The sequence below is a fragment of the Accumulibacter sp. genome, from assembly GCF_036625195.1.
Taxonomy (GTDB): Bacteria; Pseudomonadota; Gammaproteobacteria; order Burkholderiales; family Rhodocyclaceae; genus Accumulibacter.
Genome location: NZ_JAZKUG010000001.1, coordinates 204379 through 222738, shown reverse-complemented (window position 1 = coordinate 222738; position 18360 = coordinate 204379). Strand labels below are relative to the sequence as shown.

17 protein-coding genes and 1 pseudogene are annotated in these 18360 nt (G+C 64.6%); 11 read left to right on the top strand and 7 right to left on the bottom strand.

Going from position 1 to position 18360, the window contains the following annotated elements; genetic code table 11:
* Nucleotides 1-239 precede the first annotated feature (239 nt).
* On the bottom strand, nt 240-1118 hold the full coding sequence (gene htpX, locus V5B60_RS01015; protein WP_332345197.1) for a protease HtpX: 879 nt from the start codon (nt 1116-1118) through the stop codon (nt 240-242).
* Nucleotides 1119-1296: 178 nt separating this feature from the next.
* Nucleotides 1297-1704, bottom strand: coding sequence for an HPF/RaiA family ribosome-associated protein (locus tag V5B60_RS01010; protein ID WP_332345196.1), 408 nt, complete (start codon nt 1702-1704; stop codon nt 1297-1299).
* 112 nt (nt 1705-1816) lie between these two features.
* Here V5B60_RS01010 and nhaR point away from each other — a divergent pair, with 112 nt between their 5' ends.
* Nucleotides 1817-2809 carry a transcriptional activator NhaR gene (gene nhaR / locus V5B60_RS01005; RefSeq protein WP_332345195.1) on the top strand — a complete coding sequence of 331 codons (993 nt, stop codon included), beginning with the start codon at nt 1817-1819 and terminating at the stop codon, nt 2807-2809.
* A 113-nt stretch (nt 2810-2922) separates the two neighbouring features.
* Nucleotides 2923-3819, top strand: a complete 897-nt coding sequence (locus V5B60_RS01000; RefSeq protein WP_332345194.1) for a Tim44 domain-containing protein — start codon at nt 2923-2925, stop codon at nt 3817-3819.
* Between the two features lie 259 nt (nt 3820-4078).
* On the opposite strand, the gene V5B60_RS00995 is transcribed toward V5B60_RS01000, so the two are convergent.
* A complete protein-coding gene (locus V5B60_RS00995) occupies nt 4079-4819 on the bottom strand; it encodes a M50 family metallopeptidase (RefSeq protein ID WP_332345193.1) in 741 nt (246 codons plus the stop codon).
* A 90-nt stretch (nt 4820-4909) separates the two neighbouring features.
* Here V5B60_RS00995 and V5B60_RS00990 point away from each other — a divergent pair, with 90 nt between their 5' ends.
* The 9 genes from V5B60_RS00990 to V5B60_RS00950 all read left to right on the top strand — a co-directional run bounded on the left by V5B60_RS00990 (nt 4910) and on the right by V5B60_RS00950 (nt 14047).
* Entirely contained in the window at nt 4910-5620 is a 711-nt protein-coding gene (locus V5B60_RS00990) for a methyl-accepting chemotaxis protein (protein ID WP_332345192.1), read from the top strand.
* Nucleotides 5621-5642: 22 nt separating this feature from the next.
* Entirely contained in the window at nt 5643-7346 is a 1704-nt protein-coding gene (locus V5B60_RS00985) for a phosphate ABC transporter substrate-binding/OmpA family protein (protein WP_332345191.1), read from the top strand.
* A 25-nt stretch (nt 7347-7371) separates the two neighbouring features.
* Nucleotides 7372-8169, top strand: coding sequence for an ABC transporter permease (locus V5B60_RS00980; protein WP_332345190.1), 798 nt, complete (start codon nt 7372-7374; stop codon nt 8167-8169).
* A complete protein-coding gene (locus tag V5B60_RS00975) occupies nt 8166-9032 on the top strand; it encodes an ABC transporter ATP-binding protein (protein WP_332345189.1) in 867 nt (288 codons plus the stop codon). The genes V5B60_RS00980 and V5B60_RS00975 overlap by 4 nt, the downstream gene beginning before the upstream one ends.
* Before the next feature lie 2 nt (nt 9033-9034).
* Nucleotides 9035-9922: a hypothetical protein gene (locus V5B60_RS00970; RefSeq protein ID WP_332345188.1), complete on the top strand. Its 888-nt coding sequence runs from the start codon at nt 9035-9037 to the stop codon at nt 9920-9922.
* A 94-nt stretch (nt 9923-10016) separates the two neighbouring features.
* A complete protein-coding gene (locus tag V5B60_RS00965; protein WP_332345187.1) occupies nt 10017-10727 on the top strand; it encodes a PspA/IM30 family protein in 711 nt (236 codons plus the stop codon).
* Between the two features lie 25 nt (nt 10728-10752).
* Complete coding sequence (locus tag V5B60_RS00960; protein WP_332345186.1) at nt 10753-12624, top strand: ATP-binding protein; 1872 nt, start codon at nt 10753-10755, stop codon at nt 12622-12624.
* A 10-nt stretch (nt 12625-12634) separates the two neighbouring features.
* Entirely contained in the window at nt 12635-13081 is a 447-nt protein-coding gene (locus tag V5B60_RS00955) for a TerB family tellurite resistance protein (RefSeq protein WP_332345185.1), read from the top strand.
* Between the two features lie 210 nt (nt 13082-13291).
* Complete coding sequence (locus tag V5B60_RS00950) at nt 13292-14047, top strand: c-type cytochrome (RefSeq protein ID WP_332345184.1); 756 nt, start codon at nt 13292-13294, stop codon at nt 14045-14047.
* Nucleotides 14048-14196: 149 nt separating this feature from the next.
* On the opposite strand, the gene V5B60_RS00945 is transcribed toward V5B60_RS00950, so the two are convergent.
* The 4 genes and pseudogenes from V5B60_RS00945 to trkA all read right to left on the bottom strand — a co-directional run bounded on the left by V5B60_RS00945 (nt 14197) and on the right by trkA (nt 18225).
* Complete coding sequence (locus V5B60_RS00945; protein ID WP_434735388.1) at nt 14197-14328, bottom strand: hypothetical protein; 132 nt, start codon at nt 14326-14328, stop codon at nt 14197-14199.
* A 40-nt stretch (nt 14329-14368) separates the two neighbouring features.
* Nucleotides 14369-15637 (bottom strand): IS4 family transposase, encoded by a 1269-nt coding sequence (locus tag V5B60_RS00940; RefSeq protein ID WP_332350368.1) that lies wholly within the window; start codon nt 15635-15637, stop codon nt 14369-14371.
* Between the two features lie 85 nt (nt 15638-15722).
* Nucleotides 15723-17081, bottom strand: a complete 1359-nt coding sequence (locus V5B60_RS00935) for a TrkH family potassium uptake protein (protein WP_332345183.1) — start codon at nt 17079-17081, stop codon at nt 15723-15725.
* A pseudogene (gene trkA / locus V5B60_RS00930) lies at nt 17081-18225 on the bottom strand (Trk system potassium transporter TrkA). The gene V5B60_RS00935 and the pseudogene trkA overlap by 1 nt, the downstream one beginning before the upstream one ends.
* Nucleotides 18226-18360: the final 135 nt, after the last annotated feature.

Sequence of the window (18360 nt, the reverse complement as noted above, 5' to 3'; positions counted from 1 at the left end):
CGCGAGCCAATCGAGACGGGATGCGGCAGGGGTACCTGCGGCGGCCGGGCGGACCACGCGGCAGGACGGGCACTCCGTTCGCTGATCCCCGCCCTGCCGGCTTGCTCGCATTGCCCGTCAGGTTCCGGTGGCGCCGGCAGCCGTCACGCCTGAACCGACGCCGGCCGATCCTTCGGTTTGCACATGTCTAGCGTCAGCCACTGCCGGGCCGAAGCCCGGCAACTTGCCGGATTCGCTGCTCAGCGGGCGTTTTCCAGCGCGGCGATTCGCTCAGCGATCGGCGGATGGCTGGAGAACAGAGCCATCCAGCCCGGGCGATCGGTGATGCCGGCGGTGGCGATGTTCTTCGGCAGGTCGCCGGAATCGATGCCACCCAGGCGGCGCAGCGCCGCCATCATCGGTCGCGGCGTGCCCATCAACTGGGCGGCGCCGGCGTCGGCGCGGAACTCGCGCTGGCGCGAAAAATACATGACGATGATGCTCGCCAGAATGCCGAAGACGATGTCGCAGACGAAGACGGTGATGGCATAGCCGAGCCCCGGGCCGCTGTCCTCGCTGCTGCCCCGGCGCAGGAACGAATCGACCAGCCAGCCGACGACGCGGGCGACGAAGAAGACGAAAGTGTTGACCACGCCCTGGATCAGGGTCAGCGTCACCATGTCGCCATTCGCGATGTGTGCCACTTCATGCGCAATCACGGCCTCCGCTTCTTCGCGTGTCATGCTCTGCAGCAGGCCGGTCGACACGGCAACCAGCGAACTGCCACGACTCGCGCCGGTGGCGAACGCATTCGGCTCTCCCTCGTAGATCGCCACTTCCGGCATCGGCAGACCGGCCTTGTCGGCAAACCGGCGAACCGTCTCGACCAGCCAGAACTCGGTCGAATTGCCCGGTGTGTCGATGACCTGGGCACCGGTGCTCCGTTTGGCAATGGTCTTCGACATCAGCAGCGAGATGAAGGCGCCTCCAAAGCCCATGATGAAGGCGAACAACAGCAGCTTGCCGAGGTCGAGGCCGCTGTCGGCAAAGAACCGGTTGGCCCCCGTCAGTGTGACGACGGTGCCGAGCACCAGCATGATCGCCAGGTTGGTGGCGACGAGCAGAACGATTCGTTTCATGAGTCAAACCTCCAAGGACAAGAGGGCGGCTGTGGCGGTGTGGATGAAGCGCAGGCCCCGCAGCATACCGGACATTGTGGCGTAGAAATGGCGACGAGAAGCCGTTCTTCAAGAGGGGCGGACGATCGCAGCGCCATGCGGCGCTTTCCACTGCGCGCAGCAGCCTGCATCCGTTTCACTACTGCCCACGGTTCTCGCGGACTGCGGTCGCGGTCGCACCGCTTGCTGGCGCCGGCCGCAGTTCGTCGTCCGGCACTGTCGGGCGAGCACGCGTGTGGCGACCATCGCGTTCTCGCGCAAGCCGCCGCGCCAGCGTTCGCCCGGCACGGTCGGCGACCCGGTCGATGGCCGTTGCCAGGTCGGCCTGCGTGTCCTCGATGACCATCTCCGGCGTGCCGGGCAGAGCGCAACGCAATCGGCAGCACTTGTCCGCGCCGCCACGGGGACCGTTGAGGTCGCAGAGGACGACCGACACCCGACCGAGGTGCTGCTGCGCCCAACCGAGGGCGAAGTGCAGGCGACGCTGCACGTGTTCGCGCACAGCGGCATCGGCATCGATGTTCCTGGCGTGAATGCTGATCTGCATGGCTGGGCTCCAGTCGGGTTGTCTCGAGCCGGCAGTCTAGGATAGCCGAGGGTCGTATGAAAAATCGAATATACTTGGGCGATACTTCCGTTTTTCTGGAGTTTTTCCGGCGATGGCAAACCTCAATTTCAAGCACCTGCGTTACTTCTGGATGGTTGCCAAGTCCGGAACGATCGCGCGCGCCTGCGAGCAACTGCACCTGACACCGCAGGCGATCAGCGGTCAGCTGCGGGAACTCGAGGAAGCTCTCGATGTGGAGCTGTTTCGCCGCGCTGGGCGCGGCCTCGAGCTGACCGATGTCGGCCGGCGCATTCTCAGTTATGCCGAGGAGATCTTCGCACTCGGCGACGAACTGCTTGCCGTGGCGCGCGACCAGACCAGCCGCAAGAGCCTGCCTTTCGTCGTCGGCATTGCCGATTCGGTTGCCAAAACGGTTGCCCATCGCGTCGTCGCGCCGGCGCTGCAGCTGCCCGAAGCAGTCCGGCTGGTCTGTCGTGAAGGTCGCCTGACGACGCTCCTCGGCGACCTCGCCGTGCATCGCCTGGACATGGTGATCGCCGACCGGCCGTTGCCCGGCAATCTGAACGTGCGCGGTTACAGCCATCTGCTCGGCGAGAGTGACCTGACGGTCTTTGGCGCCGCCGGACTGGTCCACACCCTGTCCAGCGACTTTCCCGCGTTGCTCGAAGGCGCGCCCTTCCTGATGCCGGGCGACGACATCGCCATCCGGCCGCGGCTCGAGCAGTGGTTGCAGGCAAAGCGGCTGCAGCCGCGGGTCGTTGGCGAGTTTGACGACAATGCCCTGTTGCAGGCATTCGGGCGTGCCGGGGCCGGCCTGTTCGTGGCGCCGACGGCGATTGCCGACGACGTCGTCGACCAGTATCACGTCCTCCGCGTCGGCCGTATCGAGGCCGTCAGCGAGCAGCTGTTCGCGATCACCAGCGAGCGTCGCCTGAGCCATCCGGCCACCGTTGCCATCAGCCAGACCGCGCGGGACGAGGTCTTCCGTACTGCCAGCGATGCCGGCGCCGCAGGCAGCGGCGAGGGGGCTGCCGCCGCCATTCGCCAGCGGCGGCGGTCGCGCCTGCCAAGAATCCTTGGCTGAGCCGGGCAATGCATCGTTTTTCTGGATGTATTTGTACAAATAATTCTGCTTTTTTATTGGCTGATGAGCCCCTATCTTTCTTTCTCGTTCCCCATTGACAACAGGAGACACCAATGAAAACCCTTTCCCTGCTGACCGCTGTCCTGGCGTTCGGCCTGACTCTGGCGGTTGGTGACGCCGAAGCCAAGCGCCTCGGCAGCGGCAAGTCTTCCGGCATGCAGCGCGAATCGGTGACCGCCGATCGCCCGGCGTCACCGGCGATGGCACCGGCGCCGGCCAGAGCACCGGCGGCGGCGCCGCCGGCAGCGCCAAAGCGCTCGTGGATGGGACCGCTGGCCGGTCTCGCAGCCGGCCTCGGCCTGGCAGCCCTCGCCTCGCACTTCGGTTTCGGCGAGGAACTCGCGTCGATGCTGCTCATCGGCCTCTTGGTGATGGCGGTGATGGTCGTCGTTGGTCTGATCATGCGGCGTCGTGCCGCAGCGCAGGCCGGGCCGGGCGACTTGCGGTACGCAGGTGCCGGAGCCGACCACATCGGCAGTCGGCGCAGCTTCGACGAAGTGGCGCTGCCCGCGTCGAGCACTGCTCCTGCTGCTCCGTTCGCTGCCCCCGTCGCTGCTGCGGCCCATTCCGGGACCATCCCCTCGGACTTCGATACCGCTGCCTTCGAGCGCAATGCGAAAGTGAACTTCATTCGTCTGCAGGCGGCGAACGACGCCGGCAACCTCGACGACATCCGCGAATTCACCACGCCGGAGATGTTTGCCGAGATCAGCATGGCCTTCAAGGAGCGCGCTTCGGCGACGCAGGAGACCGACGTCGTCAGCATCGAAGCGACTGTTCTCGACGTGGCCGAGGAAGCGGCGCGTTACATCGTCAGCGTGCGCTTCAATGGCCTGATTCGTGAGCAGGCAAACGCCGCTGCCGAGCCCTTCGACGAGATCTGGCACATGGTCAAGCCACGCGAAGGGCGTGGCGGCTGGACTCTCGCGGGCATCCAGCAGATCCAGTAAGCGGCTTCCCGATCCTTCCCTCGGCGGACGGCGATTCGTTGTCCGCAGCCTTCGCCCCCGACCGGCCCCTTCCGGCGGGGGCTTTTTCGTCGCCCCGTGCGACCACCGTCCGCCAACGGTCATGACTGCCGAGGCACACCTGGTGATGAAAGTCATGACCGTTCCCCTCATCCCCGACCCATCTCCCGCGTGCGGGAGATGGGCGTTCTCCCGCACGCGGGAGAGGGGCGATTGGCGAGTCGCTGACGCGACTTTCACATCAAAGGCGCGACGGTCGCACGGCAAACCACAGGCCGAGGGCAAGGATGGCGAACGACAGGGTCGCGATGACGCCACCCCAGAACCAATAGGGCAGCCACAGCGCCTGTGCCATGATCGCCGTATCGGAAGCATGCGGCAGGCCGTCGATGCTGGCGCTGGCGGAGAACATGTAGTCGACGTCCTGCAGCCAGCTCAGGCAGAGGATGGCGGCGGTCAGGCGCAGGACGAACGTGGCGCCGCGCTCGCTCAGCCAGAGCGCGGCGAGAAGGAACGACAGCGCTGCGCACAGGAGAAAGGTGATGCCGAAAAGGTTGTGCGCCCACAGCGCGACGACCAGCAGCAGGCTGCCGCCGATCAGCGCGAGCAGCGCGCGCGCCAGGCGCGGCCAGCGGCTGAGCATGAGCAGCAGGCTGCCGGCGATGCTCGGGGCGAGCAGGCCGCCAGCAGCGACCAGTGCGCTGTCGAGCCGCCCGGGTGTGCCCCGCCAGAGAGCCACTCCCGAACCGTCCGCATGCAGGGCGAAGCTCTCGAAGTGGGCGCCGAGGAGCAGTGCCGTCAATCCATGGCCGAGTTCGTGGGCGCAGGTGGCGAGCAGTGACACTGGGTAGAGGAGCGTCCGGCCATGCGGCAACTGCCAGGCGATGGCGATCAGCAGCAAGACGCCGAGCAGCGAACGCAGCGGCTGCCGGGATTCCGGCACGGGTCGGGCGGTCGTCGGATCACCGGTGGGTGCAGTCATCGTGGTGCAAATCCTTGCATTGCCTTGCCTGCTTCGTATAATCCTCGACTCCACCCGGTCTGTCGCCGGGTGCTCACAGCGGGAGTCGGAATGAAGGGTATCCTGAATCTCTTGGCGAAGGCAAAGCTTGTCGAGCTCTCCGACGATGAGCGTCCGGCGGTGCCCGCGCCTCCCGCAGCGCCCGCCGTGGCTCCCATGGAACCGGTCGCACAGCGCCCGGCGGAGCTCACTGCGGCGCCCTTGCCGGCAGCCGGTGAGCTGCCGTCGCTGGCCGAAGCCTGCGCGGACGTCGAGAGCGAGTCCTTTGCCGACATCTTCGCCGGTGCTGCCATCCCGCCGTCGCCGTATCCGGCCGAAAAGCTGCTGCGCCTGCTCGACGGCCTGCGCGCCATGGATGCGGTGACGCGCAAGGCAGCCGTGCTGGCGATGGACGCTGCCGATGACAACTGGCAGATCGACGACTGCCTGCGCGATGCCGAGCTGAAGATCGCCGCGCTCGAGGAGCACAAGAGCAGGCTGGCGGCGCAGATGGAGAGTCGCGAGCGGCAGTCGGCCGCGATCGTCGAGCAGATCAGGCTGACCCTCGACGAGGCGACGGCAGCGATCCGGCAGCAGATCTCCGAACTCGAGCAGCTGCGTGAGCGCGAGGTGACGCGCGCCGCGCAGGAAACCACCAGCGTCGAAGCCGGCCTGCGCGCGGCCCGCGAGTCGGTGGCGCGGGAGACGCGGCGCATCGACGGCGAGATCGAACGTCTGCGCGAGATCCCCAACAGTTTCAGACCGCCGGCCGCCGGCCACTGAGAGTCGGTCAAGGAGAAGACAGATGGCACAACTGACCCCGCTTGCCAAAGGGCTGATCACGGTGATCGTCATCGGCGTTGCCGGTTCGCTGGCCTGGAACTTCGGCCTCAAGGAGCGCTTCGCCGGCGGTGGCGAGACTGCCACCGGCAAGCCCGTCGTCGTCGGCACCGCACCAGAGGCGACGCCGAAACCCCGCGCCGAGGCGCCGGCGAAGGCGGCAGTGCCGGCCGAGGACCGCAACGCACCGCTCGGCAGTGCCGCCAACCCGCTCAAGGTCAGCCTGGTCAGCTTCCACGGTTACGCTCCGGCGCTGGTCGCCAACGGCAACGCGCTGACGACGCAGCCGGGGTCGATCTACGGCAAGCTCGGGGTACATGTGCGCTTCGTCATCCAGGACGACATCCCGACCCTGGCCACCATCTTCGAATCCGGGGCGGCGCAATGTGCCTGGCGGACCTCGGATTTCTGGGCGCAGGAGCAGCCGAACCTGCGCAACGCCGGCCTCGACGGTCGGGCGGTGATGATCGTCGACAACACACAGGGCGGCGATGCGGTCATTGCCCGGGATCCGGCGGTGAAGGCGGTCGAGGACCTGGCCGGGCGGAGCGTCGCGCTGCTGCAGTTCACTCCCTCGCACGGCATGCTGATCGACGCCATCGACAACTCGTCGCTGACCGCGCGCCGCAAGGACAGCGTCAAGATGGTGTTCATCAACGCCGAGGAAGGAACCGCCGGCGTTCGCGCCGCGCTCGAATCCGCTGCGGTCGACGCGGCGGTACTCTGGGATCCCGATCTCGCGCTCGCACTGCGCAACGTCAAGGGCGCGCACGTCGTCTATTCGACGAAGACGGCGACCAACCTGATCTTCGACGTGATGGTCTGCGACTCGCGCCTGCTGGCGAAGCCGGAAGGGCAGGCGGTGGTGCAGAAATTCGTCGCCGGCTGGATGGACGGGGTGCTGGCGGCGCGTGCCAGTCCGGACAATGCGGTCGACGCGCTGGTGCGGACGCAGGAGTTCTTCAAGCTGCTCGCCGACAAGGAAGGCAAGCCCTTCGTCAGGAGCCTGTTCGCCAACCTGGTATGGACCGGTGTCGAGGACAACGCCCGGATCCTCGGGCTCGCCGGCGGTACCAACCACTATGAGCGGGTCTACAAGCGATTCGACGAGATCTACCGCAAGGCAGGGGCGCTGGCGAATCCCAAGTCGCCGGTGATCGCACCGCAGGACAGCTTCGATTATCGCTTCATCAAGGCGCTGCTGGCCGAGAACAGGGCGGCGGCGGAGGCGGCTGCAAAGCCCCAGGAGACCTTCACCCAGTCGGCGCTGAGCGAGGCGACGCAGAAGCAGGCGATGGTCACCAAGCCGGTGACCGTCGGCTTTGCCTCGGGCAGTGCGGAACTGACGAAGCGCGCGCAGAAGACGGTCGACAGCGAGATGGTGCCGTTCATCGAGAACAACGGCAAGGCGTATTTCGAGGTGAGCGGCAATTCGGACTCGACCGGCGCCCGTGAGACGAATCTGCGCCTTTCGGCAGCGCGCGCGCGCGCCGTCGTCGACTACCTGGTGACGCAGTGGGAGTTTCCGCGCGAGCGCTTCAAGATCGTCGGCAACGGCCCCGACCGGCCGCTTTGCGTCGAGGCCAACGCCGCCGCCGAAGGCCTGGGCATCGACGATTGTCGCGCCTTGAACCGGACGACGCGGGTGGCCGTTTACGGCGGCCGCTGACCGGCTGTCCGGTGATTGCCGGCTGATGAGCGACTTCTGGAACCCTTACGCGGCGCTCGCCGCGCCGCAGCGACGCCTGCTGGGGGTGGGCGCGGTTGCCGCGCTGCTGCTGCTGTGGAGCCTGCTTGCCGTCTCTGGCCTGGTCAGTGCGACGAAACTGCCGGCGCCGTGGGACGTGCTCGCGGCACTGGCCTACCTCGGCTGGCATGAAGGGCAGAGCATGCTGCTAACGGCGACGCTGTGGTCGGTCGGTCGCCTGCTCGTCGCCGGCGCGTTGGTGATCGCCATCGGCATCCCCGTTGGCATCGCCATGGGCGCTGCACCGAGGGTCAATGCGCTCCTCTCGCCACTCGTCGACCCCTTCCGTTCGGCGCCGGTGGTGGCGCTGCTGCCGATCCTCGTGATGTGGCTGGGAATCGGCGAGACGATGAAGATCGCATTCCTGTTCATCGGCGCCGTCGTGTACCTGATTCCGATGGTGCGTGATGCCATCCAGGCGGTGCCGCAGAGCTACTGGATCGGCGCCCGCGACCTCGGTGCGACGCCGTGGGAGTGCGTGCAGCGCGCCGTCATCCCGATGGCCATGCCGCGCATCGCCGATGCGGTCATCGTCGGTTTCTCGGTCATGTGGACTTACATCACGGTCGCCGAGTACGTCAATGCACGCCAGGGACTCGGGCAACTGATCCAGAATGCGCGGCGCTTCAGTGCCTGGGATCAGGTGTTCGCCGGCATCATCGTGATCATTGCCCTGGCTCTGGCGACTTACCAGTTCATGGTCTGGTTGAAGCGCCGGTTGTACCCCTGGGAGACCGAGCAGTGAGCGCCGAACAGCCAGAGGCTGCGGCTGCAGAGTCGGCCGCGAAGCCGCTGTCGGTCGTCCTCGACGATATCGTCCAGGAGTATCCGGCGCCGGGGGGGGGCGTGACGCGCATCATCGACCGCGTTTCGCTTCGCTTCGACCAGCCGGGAATAAACATGCTGCTGGGTCCGTCCGGCTGCGGCAAGAGCACCCTGCTGCACATGCTCGGCGGCGTGCGTCCGCTGGGTGTGGTCTCGCCGAGCGCCGGTCGCGTGCTGATCGACGGTGTCGAGTGCTCGGGTCCGCACGACGACGCGGTGATGGTTTTCCAGCGCTATGCGAATCGTCCGGACCTGACGGTGTTCGACAATGTCGCCTTTCCCTTCCGGCTCAGGCTCTGGCGCGAGCGCGTTGGCGAAGCGGAGTGGCGGCAGCGGGTCGAGGACATCCTCAAGGCGGTCGGCCTGTCTGACAAGCGCGGCCTGCGTCCGGCGCAGCTCTCCGGGGGCCAGAACCAGCGCGTCGCGCTGGCGCGGGCACTCGTCCTGCGTCCGCGCATTCTGTTGATGGACGAGCCCTTCGGCGCCCTCGACGCGCAGACGCGCGACGAGATGCAGCGGTTGCTGATCGAGCTGCACCGCTCCTGGCCCTGTCTGGTGGTCTTCGTCACGCACGATGTCACCGAGGCGCTGGTGCTGGGGGACCGCGTGATCGTGCTGTCGACGCAGCCGGCGCGGGTCGCCGACGATTTCCAGATCAGCGAGCCGCGCCCACGGTCGGCATCCTGGCAGCGGGCGCGCGAGACGCTCGCGCTCGAGGAGCGCATTCTCGACCAATTGCACCAGGCGAGCCCGGGCAAGGGCCAGCTCAGGGTGACCATCTAGCGATGGCCGAGGGCAAGCCGTCCTACGTCCGCGAGGTCCTGACCAGTCAGACCAACCTCTACGCCTTCCTCGGTTCGTTGGCGCTCGGTGCCGTTCTCTCGATTCCCTTCGGTTTCGGCGTTGGCGCCATCCCGCTGATCGCCTTCGCCGCCGGGGATATCCTCGCGGCGCTGCACATTCCCTCGCTGCCGACCTTTCGCGACGGCGTTGACCGGCGCTGGCGGGCGAAACTGCGGCAGGCGTCGCGCACGCAGCTGATCGACGAGATCCAGAAGCGCGCCGGCAAGCGTGCGCTGCCGGCCGCCGCCCTGCGTACCTACCAGCGCATGTACGAACGCGTGCAGTCGCTCTACCAGCGTGCCGAGAGCGGGCAGGGACGCCTCGCCTGGCGCGATGTCGAACAACTCGACGACGTCACCCTCGAGTACCTGGCGATGTGGCTCGCCCTGCTGGTGATGGACGACCGCGCCGAGTCGGTGAACCCGCGCGAGGTCGAGGCCAAGCTGGCGGCGGTCGATCGGGAACTGGCTGCGCCGCGCAGCGGCACCGACCTGCGCCAGCTGCACAAGGCGCGTGCCGACTACGCGGCGGTGATCGAACGTCACAACCGGATGCAGAGCCGCCGGCGGGCACTGGAAGCGGCGATGCTGTCGATGCCCGATCAGGTCGACGAAATCTACCAGACCATCATGACCCTGCCGGTGACCGAAGAGGTCGGCGTGCGGCTCGAGGAGGCGATTGGCCGGCTGCGCCTGCAGGAAGACATCGAGGCCGACCTGGCGGGCGACCTCGCCGAAGCGCTGCCCGGTGTGGCGATGCCACAACCGGCAGCCGATGCCGCGCGGCAGCGGCGGCTGGTGGCTGTCAGCGGCGGGCGGCGCGGCGCCTAGGGCCGGCTTGGCCGACGAACGGGCACGAGGGGCGGAGCAACACCCGTCAAACCATTTTTTTGCCGCCAATGCGGCCGCAGAAAGGAAGAAGGCGATGGCTGACATCAATTTTCTCGGACGACTGTCGAACCTCTGGTCGGGCTTCGTCTCGCTGTGGATCACCGATGTCGAGAAGCGGCATCCCGAGATCGCCTACCAGAACGCCATCGACTCGATGATCGAGAAGTATGGCAAGCTGAAGAGCGCGACGGCGGCGATCATGCGCCGGCGCGAGGAGATCTCGACACGGCTGGAGAACGAACGCGGCGAGCTGGCCGCCATCTCTGCCGACCTCAGCGCCGCCCTTGCCACTGGCCAGGACGAACTCGGCATCGTTCTCATCCAGAAGAAGAACGCGCTCGAAGCCAGCGTCAAGACGCTCGAGCAGGAGATGGAACAGGCGCGCAACGACGCGCAGGAAGCGAAGGATTCGCTGCTCGGTGTCAAGTCCGAGATCCAGAAACTGAAGGACGAGAAGGACCGCATGCTGGCGCAGATGCAGAGCGCGCAGGCACGCCTGAAGATCCAGAACCAGCTCGAAGGGCTGTCGGTCGATGCCGAAGTGCGCGCGCTCGACAATGTCCGCGAGCACATCAGGAATACCGTCGCCGAGGCCAAGATGGGCAGCGAGCTGCGCGACTCCGACCTCGACGTCAAGCTGGCACGGCTGCGCCAGAGCAGCGGCGCGATCACCGCCCGGCAGCAGCTCGAGGAGATGAAGCGGGCGCGGGCGGCGCAGGGCGAAGCAGCCGGCAAGAGCATGTGATGGTCGCCGCAGCCGGAGTGCGCCGGTGAGCGGCGGCGGCGAGGGCCGGCCGCCGCTGCCGGTGTGGGCAGAAACGCTGCGCCAGAAGTACCTCGCTGGCGAGGCGGCGGTGTTCGTCCTCTACCGCAACGTCTTCGACCGTTACCGGGCGGGTGACGGCTATCGCACGTTGCAGCCCTTCCTCAGCGAGGTGCTGCTGCGGGACAACAAGCAGAACATCTTCGAGCTCAGCATCGACCGGGGTGTGCGGGTCATTCAGGGGGGCAGCGCCGGCGAGCGCGCCGAGCTCTACCGGCATCTCGAAGGCAAGGGGCTGAGCGGCATCTTCGAGTCGCTGGAACGGCAGATGCGTGAGCAGCGATCGAGCGCCCTGCTGATCCCCTACGCCGGGACGATCTTCCCGGCCGCCGAACTGCATTTTCTCTCGCTCGACGAGCGCGGTGCGTTCGCCGCGCTGCACCGCTGGTCTCTGGACGCGGAGTTGGCCGACCGGGACAACGTCGTCATTCTGGTCAGTGAATCGCTCGCCGACCTCAGCCCGGCACTGCTCACCAATCCGCGGGTCGTCGCCATCGAGCTGCCGATGCCCGACCATGCCAGCCGGTTGGCGGCGATCCGCCATTACGCGCCGGCCATGCCGCCGGGCGAGGCCGATGAACTGGCGGGGCAGACCGCCGGCCTGCGCCTGATCCAGCTCGCCAGCATCGTTGCCGGCGAGGCACCGCAGGGGATGAATCATGCGCAGCGGCGGACGCTCATTGCCGAGCTGTTGCAGGGCAGTCCACAGGCTGCCGAGCGCGCCGAGAAGCTGGCGGCGATCACTGCCGGCATGACGCCGGCCGAGATTCGCCAGATCGTCGACCCGACACGCAAATTGCCGGCGGGCGACGACCCGGCGGGCGAGGTGCTGGCGGTCGTCCGCCAGCGCAAGCGCGAACTGATCGAAAAGGAATGCGCCGGCCTGATCGAGTTCATCGAGCCGCGGCACGGGCTCGAAACCGTCGGCGGCAATGCCCACATCAAGGGTGAACTGCGCGACATCGCGCGCCTTATCCAGAGCGGCGACCGCACGCGGGCGCCGATGGGACTGCTGGCGGTGGGGCCGATGGGTGCCGGAAAGACCTTCGTCATCAAGGCCTTTCTCAAGGAGGCCGGACTGTCCGGCATCGCGCTGAAGAATTTTCGCTCGAAATGGGTCGGCTCCACTGAAGCCAATCTCGAGCGGGTACTGGCGACGGTCAAGGCGATGGGTCCGATTGCGCTGGTGATCGACGAAGGCGACCGCAGCTTCGGACGTCAGGGTGACGATGCCGACGGTGGCACCAGTTCGCGTGTCATCGCCCGCCTCAAGGAGTTCATGTCCGATCCGGAGAACCGCGGCCAGGTGCTGTTCATCCTGATGACCAACCGGCCGGACAAGCTCGACACCGACATCAAGCGCCCGGGTCGCCTCGATCGCAAGATCCCGTTTTTTTACGCCGAAGACGCTGCCGAGCGTGCCGCCGTCATCAGCGCCGTCTGTGCGCGCTACCGGGTGCCGCTCGCGGTCCCCGAGGACACGCTGCTGGCGGCCTGCGAGTCCCTCGCCGGTTACTCGAACGCCGATCTCGAAGCGCTCGCACTGCTTGCCGCCGAGTTTGGCGAACGCGAAGCGCGCCTCGCCGGCGGCGCAGCAGCGGCCGCTGCCGGCAGCAACGCTGCGGTGACGCCGGCGCTGCTGGCGCAGGCCAGCGACGACTTCATGCCACCGCAGGAAACGGCCATGGTGTGCTACATGGAGATGCTGGCGGTTGCCGAAACCTCGCGTCGCTCGCTGCTGCCGCAGCGTTTCCGCTCGCTGTCGGCAGTCGAGGTGCAGGAGCGCCTCGCCGACCTGCGGCGTCAGATCCTACCCTGAAGGAGTCCTCATGTTCCCACTGCTCGCAGACGTATCCCTCGACACCGACCAGACTATCGCCGCGACCCGTCTGCTGCTGCACATCGCGCACGTCGATGGTGCACAGACCGCCGAGGAGGTAGCGCTGATTCGTTCATTCTACGAGGGCGCCGGTGAAGGGGCGGCATGGCCGGATTTTGCCAGCCTGCAGGCGGTCGGCGTTGGCGAGTTCAGCCAGACCTTCGCCGAGCCGGCACAGCGCGACCTCGTCGTTGCCTTCTGCCTCATGGTCGCCTATGCCGACGGCGCCCTGAGCGCCGACGAACTGTCCGCCGTGGCGGCGGTGGCCAACGGGATCGGCATGTCCCCGGTGCGCGTCGACGAACTGCTGGCGCTGGTCAAGGACCACATGCTGGCACAGCTCGCGCGCCTGCCCGACGCCGCTTCGGTGGCGACGGTCGCGCGCGAGCTTGGTTGAACGCCGTCGCTGCCGCAGCGGGAAGCCGTTGCCCGCGGCGCCGAACTGCGCAGCCAGCGACCTGTTCTTCGCCCGACGCCGGCACGGCCTTTGCTGCCGACTGATGGCGCCACGACCGTCGCCCGCTTGACCAAGCTGCGGCAACGAACGATACTGGCCCGCGAAGTCGCTGTGGACTGCACCTTCCAACAACGCCAGGAGGAGACGGGCATGTGCAAGGGACTGATCGTTGTCGCCACACTGTCGCTGGTTGCCACCCTGTCTCCGGCAGCACCCCCCGACGAAAGAGGCGCCGCCGTGGGCGGGAGCCGGAATGACAAGTGGAACGAAAAGAATGCCGAGATGGCCGAGGCCCTCCGACTCAAGGGCGATGTCCAGGCAGGGCAGGAAGACTACAAGGCGTATTGCGAAGCCTGCCACTTGCCGAATGGTCGCGGCAATCCGCACGGCAGCATTCCGCAACTCGCCGGACAGCATCCGACCGTGGTCATCAAGCAACTTGCCGACATTCGCTCGGGCCTACGTTCCAACCCGACGATGTATCCCTTTGCGATGAAGCTGCGCGACGCGCAGGCACTGGCGAACGTCGCCGCCTATCTCGCCACGCTTTGTGTGCCACGTGATTCAGGGAAGTACGAGGGCCCCAACGCGGCGAAGCTGATCGCTGCCGGAAAGGTGCTGTACAACCGGGAATGCGTCCAGTGCCACCAGCCGAACGGGGACGGCGCCGCGGAGAAGTTCTACCCGGTGCTCGCCGGCCAGCACTACCGCTACCTGCTGCAGCAGATGGTCGATATCCGTGATGGCAGGCGCCGCAACAGCCACCCGGACATGGTCCGGATGATCGCCAAGTACGACGATGCGCAGTTGGTCGCCATCGCCGCCTACCAGGCAATGCTGGTGACACAGCAGCGGCAATGGACTGTCCAACCGGGCTTCTGCAAGGAAACGGCGGATCGGATCTGAGCGTGCGCGTCAGCACTCGCAAGAAACAAGGTCGCACGTCTTGGTTCCTCGCACAAGACCGTCCGCTTGCCTGAATAAACCAGATCCTACCCAAGTGGGACACCTTGATCCGCCCAGCCTGCACGGTATGACCATGCGTGGAAATAACCTCAGGACCGCCAGAAAGTTGGGGTGAAGAGTACGAAGACCGTCAGGACTTCCAGGCGGCCGATCAACATTGCCGCCGTGCAGACCCACGTCTGGAAGTCATTGAGCGACTGGTAGTTCTGGGCGGGGCCCACGACATTCAGGCCTCAATGCTCTCAACCTATCAGAACATGGTCATACCGATCCCTTGTAGGCGTGTGATAAGTGTGGTTTGTTGGTGAAGTCTCTTGGGTATGATCGGTTTGGCTTGATCTGGACGAGATTCTTGATGAGTTGGTTGAAGACGGAGGCGACGTTGTCGAGAGCATCGAGGCCTTGGAGAAGCCAGCGGCCGAGGGTGCGCTTGATGCGAGAGAAGGTGTCGCCGCGGTTGATGAAGTAGCGAGCGCGGGTGTTGGGATCGAGGGCTTCGCTGGCGGCATGGACGGCCAAGGCATTGAGGTTGTCGCAGAGGACTTTTGCGCCGAAGTCTTGTTGTGCCGCCAGCCAGGACATGCCTGACAAGTGCTCCAGGGCCAGGCGGTGCTTGATCCGGCGGAATGCCTCCTCGATTCTCCATCGGGAGTGATACAGTGCTCCGAATTGGTGAGCGGGGTAGGCGTCGCGGTCCAGGAGCGAGGTCACGAGGACACGGACCTTCTGGCCGAACACTTGGCGAATGAGGCGGACTTTGCAGGGCGTTGCGGCAATTTCGTAGTCGAGGGCATCCTGTTTGCCAGGGGCGGGCAGGGTCACGATCTGCTCGACGAGCCCGGATCGGCGGAAGGTTCGGACGGCGCCGAAATTGAGGCTGTCGGCACGCATGCAGAAGTGGCGTCCTCGCTGCGTCAAGGCGGCGAAGAGCCAGTAGGCTGGGTAACCGCGATCAAGCACCAGGATGTCGTTGTCGCGCAGTTTGTCGAGGTGCTCGAAGAGCATCTGACGCTCGCCGACGTCGGGAGAATACAGCTTGGCGGCGAGGGTCATTTCGATCCCTGGCAGGTAAAGCGCGAAGCCGATGGCATCGACCACATGGCGAGCGAACGACTTGCCGTCGCGGGTCTTGCCGAACAGGGTCAAGCGCAGGACGGTCGCATCGCCGGCCACCACGCGCAGCCCGTTCCACAATGGAAAGCCGAACTGCTCATCGACCAGAGTGAGGAACTGATCGTTGAGCAGTCCGAAAGCGGTGGCCGACACCTGCTTCCGGGCTTGGGCAAAGGCCTGCGCGGAGACTTTTCGCAGCAGCTCGGCGCGGTTCGCCAGATTGGCGAAGAACGCGTCCAGTTCAGACTGCACTTTCGACGTGTATCCGCCGAGCAGGCAGGCCATCAGACGGGCAAAACTGAGAACGCCGGTCCGCGAAAAGGCTTTCTCCGAAAGCCGCGCGTGAAGGAAAAATGCTTGAGAAACAAGATATTTGGAGAACGAGTCAACGACGTTGACATAAAGATCACGGCATATAAAATTCTACATCCATATCAAGGGGATACCTACTTTGCCCTGTGCTCGCCTAGCACGCAAGCGGCTTCTCAGTCGGCCTATCGATTTATGCGTATTGGGTGCTAGGTTGAGAGCATTGATTCAGGCCTGGGCCAGCATTGTTGATGCAGGCAATGATGGCGGTAATTGATGAGGTAAAATCGAGGCCCGAGGCCACAAGAAAAAAGGTCAGCTCGCCGGCAGCGAGGATGTAAAGAAAGATGAACCCCAGCACGGCACCGGCAATGGGAGCAGGAATCGCCTTGTCGCCGATGCGCAAGGGGGCGACGATGCGCGGGTGAACCAGCCGCTTCAACTCCAGCAGTCCCTGTTGCGCCAGAATCAGGGTACGGATCATCTTGATACCGCCGCCGGTGGACCCAGAGCTCACGGTAATGCAGGAGAGAAACAGCATCCACAATGGCACGAAGATCGGCCACTTGTCGTAATCCTGGCTGGCAAAGCCACAGTCAGTGGCAATCGAGACGAGGTTGAAGGCGACATGGCGCAGACTGGTCATGAAGTCGGGATAGACCCCAGAAACGGAAATATAGATCGCGCACACCAAGGTCGAACTGGCCAAGACGGCGACGACCGCCTTTGCTTCCGTATCGTGCCAATACACCGCCAGAGAACGCTTATGCCACGCCAGAAAGTGGGAAGCAAAGTTGATCGCCGCGATGGTCATGAAGACGATCAACACCGCTTCGATCATCGGCGAATCGAACTGTCCGACGCTCGCATCGTAAGTCGAGAATCCTCCCAACGACATAGCGGCAAAAGCATGACAAACAGCATCCAGCCAACTCATGCCAACCAACTTTAGAGCGGCAATGCATGCGAGTGTGATGAAGAGATAGACCAGCCACAACACCTTGGCGGTATCGGCAATCCGTGCCGTCAGCTTGGAATCTTTGTTGATGCCCGTCGCTTCGGCCTTGTAGAGCTGCATGCCACCGACGCCCAGCAACGGCAGGATGGCAACCGCCAGCACAATGATGCCCATACCGCCGAGCCAGTTCAGTTCATGCCGCCAGATGTTGATGGCCGGCGGTAGTTTCTCAAGCCCTGTTAATACTGTTGCCCCAGTCGTCGTCAGGCCAGACATTGTCTCGAAGAACGCATCAGTGAAGGACAGGTCATCGATCACGAACATCAGGGGCACGGTTGCGATGCACGCCATCAGGATCCAGGCCAGCGTCACCAGGATAAATCCGTCCCTTGGTTTGAGTTCCCGCTTCTTGCTGCGACCAAGAACATGCAGGATTGCTCCAAAAGCAAAGGCAATCGCCATGGCCAGCACAAAATCGATTCCCGTGCCGTCGTTGTAGACGACCCCAGCGACGATCGGCATCAGGTAGGTCAGGCTGAAGAACATCAGCATGCCGCCAAGTACGTGCAGGACGGGCCAGATGCGCGATGTCATCAGAGAAACCCTGCCGAGACTTGGAACAACTTCTCGACTTCCGTTACCTGCCGCTTGCGCATGCAGAAAACGATCACATGGTCGTTCGCTTCAATCACGGTATCGTGATGCGGAATGATGACCTGGTTGCGCACCTCGTCGACAAGGAAGCCTTCATGCTGAGTGACATCAGCCTCCTTGACACGGCGAACGATCGCGCCGATATGCACCCCCGCGATCTTGGGCAATTCTTCGATACGCCTCCCAACCACCTTGGACGTGTCCCGATCGCCATTCGCGACCAGTTCTAGCGCCTCCGCCGCGCCGCGGCGCAGACTATGGACTTTTGCCACATCCCCGCGCCGGACATGGGTCAGCAAGGATCCGATGGAAATCTGCGCGGGTGAAATGCCGATGTCGATGGGGCCACCCTGCACCATTTCTGCGTAAGCTCGGCGGTTGATCAGCGCCAATACCCGCTTGCATCCCAACCGCTTGGCGAGGGATGCCGCCATGATGTTGTCTTCATCATCATTGGTCAACGCCAGATACATGTCGATCTCGTCGATGCTTTCGTGGGTCAAAAGCGCTTCGTCGGTCGCCTCGCCACGCAAAACGATGGCGTTTGAAAGCCGCGCGGCAACCTGTCTGGCTCGCTCCGGATTTGTTTCGAGTAGTTTGACCTGGTACTTTCCTTCCAATGTGGCCGCCACTCGAGCGCCGATGTTTCCTCCAGAACCTGCAATGCCTCGGGAAACTCGATCAGCTTGATGATGTAGTCGGTGATGTCCTGTTCCGGGCAGATCGCGTAATCGACGGCAAAGTTGTTGTCCGACAGCAGTTCATCACTGAGAAAGTCCGGAGACCGGAGCCGGGCAAGTCGCGTCGGCACATGAAAGAGATTGCGGGCAATCTTGCAGGCCACCAGATTGGTTTGATCTGACTGAGTGACGGCCACTAGCATTTCCGCATCTTCGATGCCGGCATCACGCAGCACGGACGGATAGGCGGCATTCCCAGCGAGCGTGCGAACGTCAAAGCGGTCGGCCAGATTCACCAAGGCTTCGCGATCTTGGTCGATGATGGTGATGTCGTTGGCTTCGGATGATAGCGCCTCCGCGACGCTTGCCCCAACCTGGCCTGCACCGAGAATCAGGATTTTCATGCCCTGATTCCGGACAGGGTCGTTATAAAGTCAATTTGACCATGCCTGACAGTTGCAGTCTGATATTTCAACGATGACACGCTAAGGATCCATAAGGCCGAACCCATTCAGTATCCAAAAACATATATAAAGATG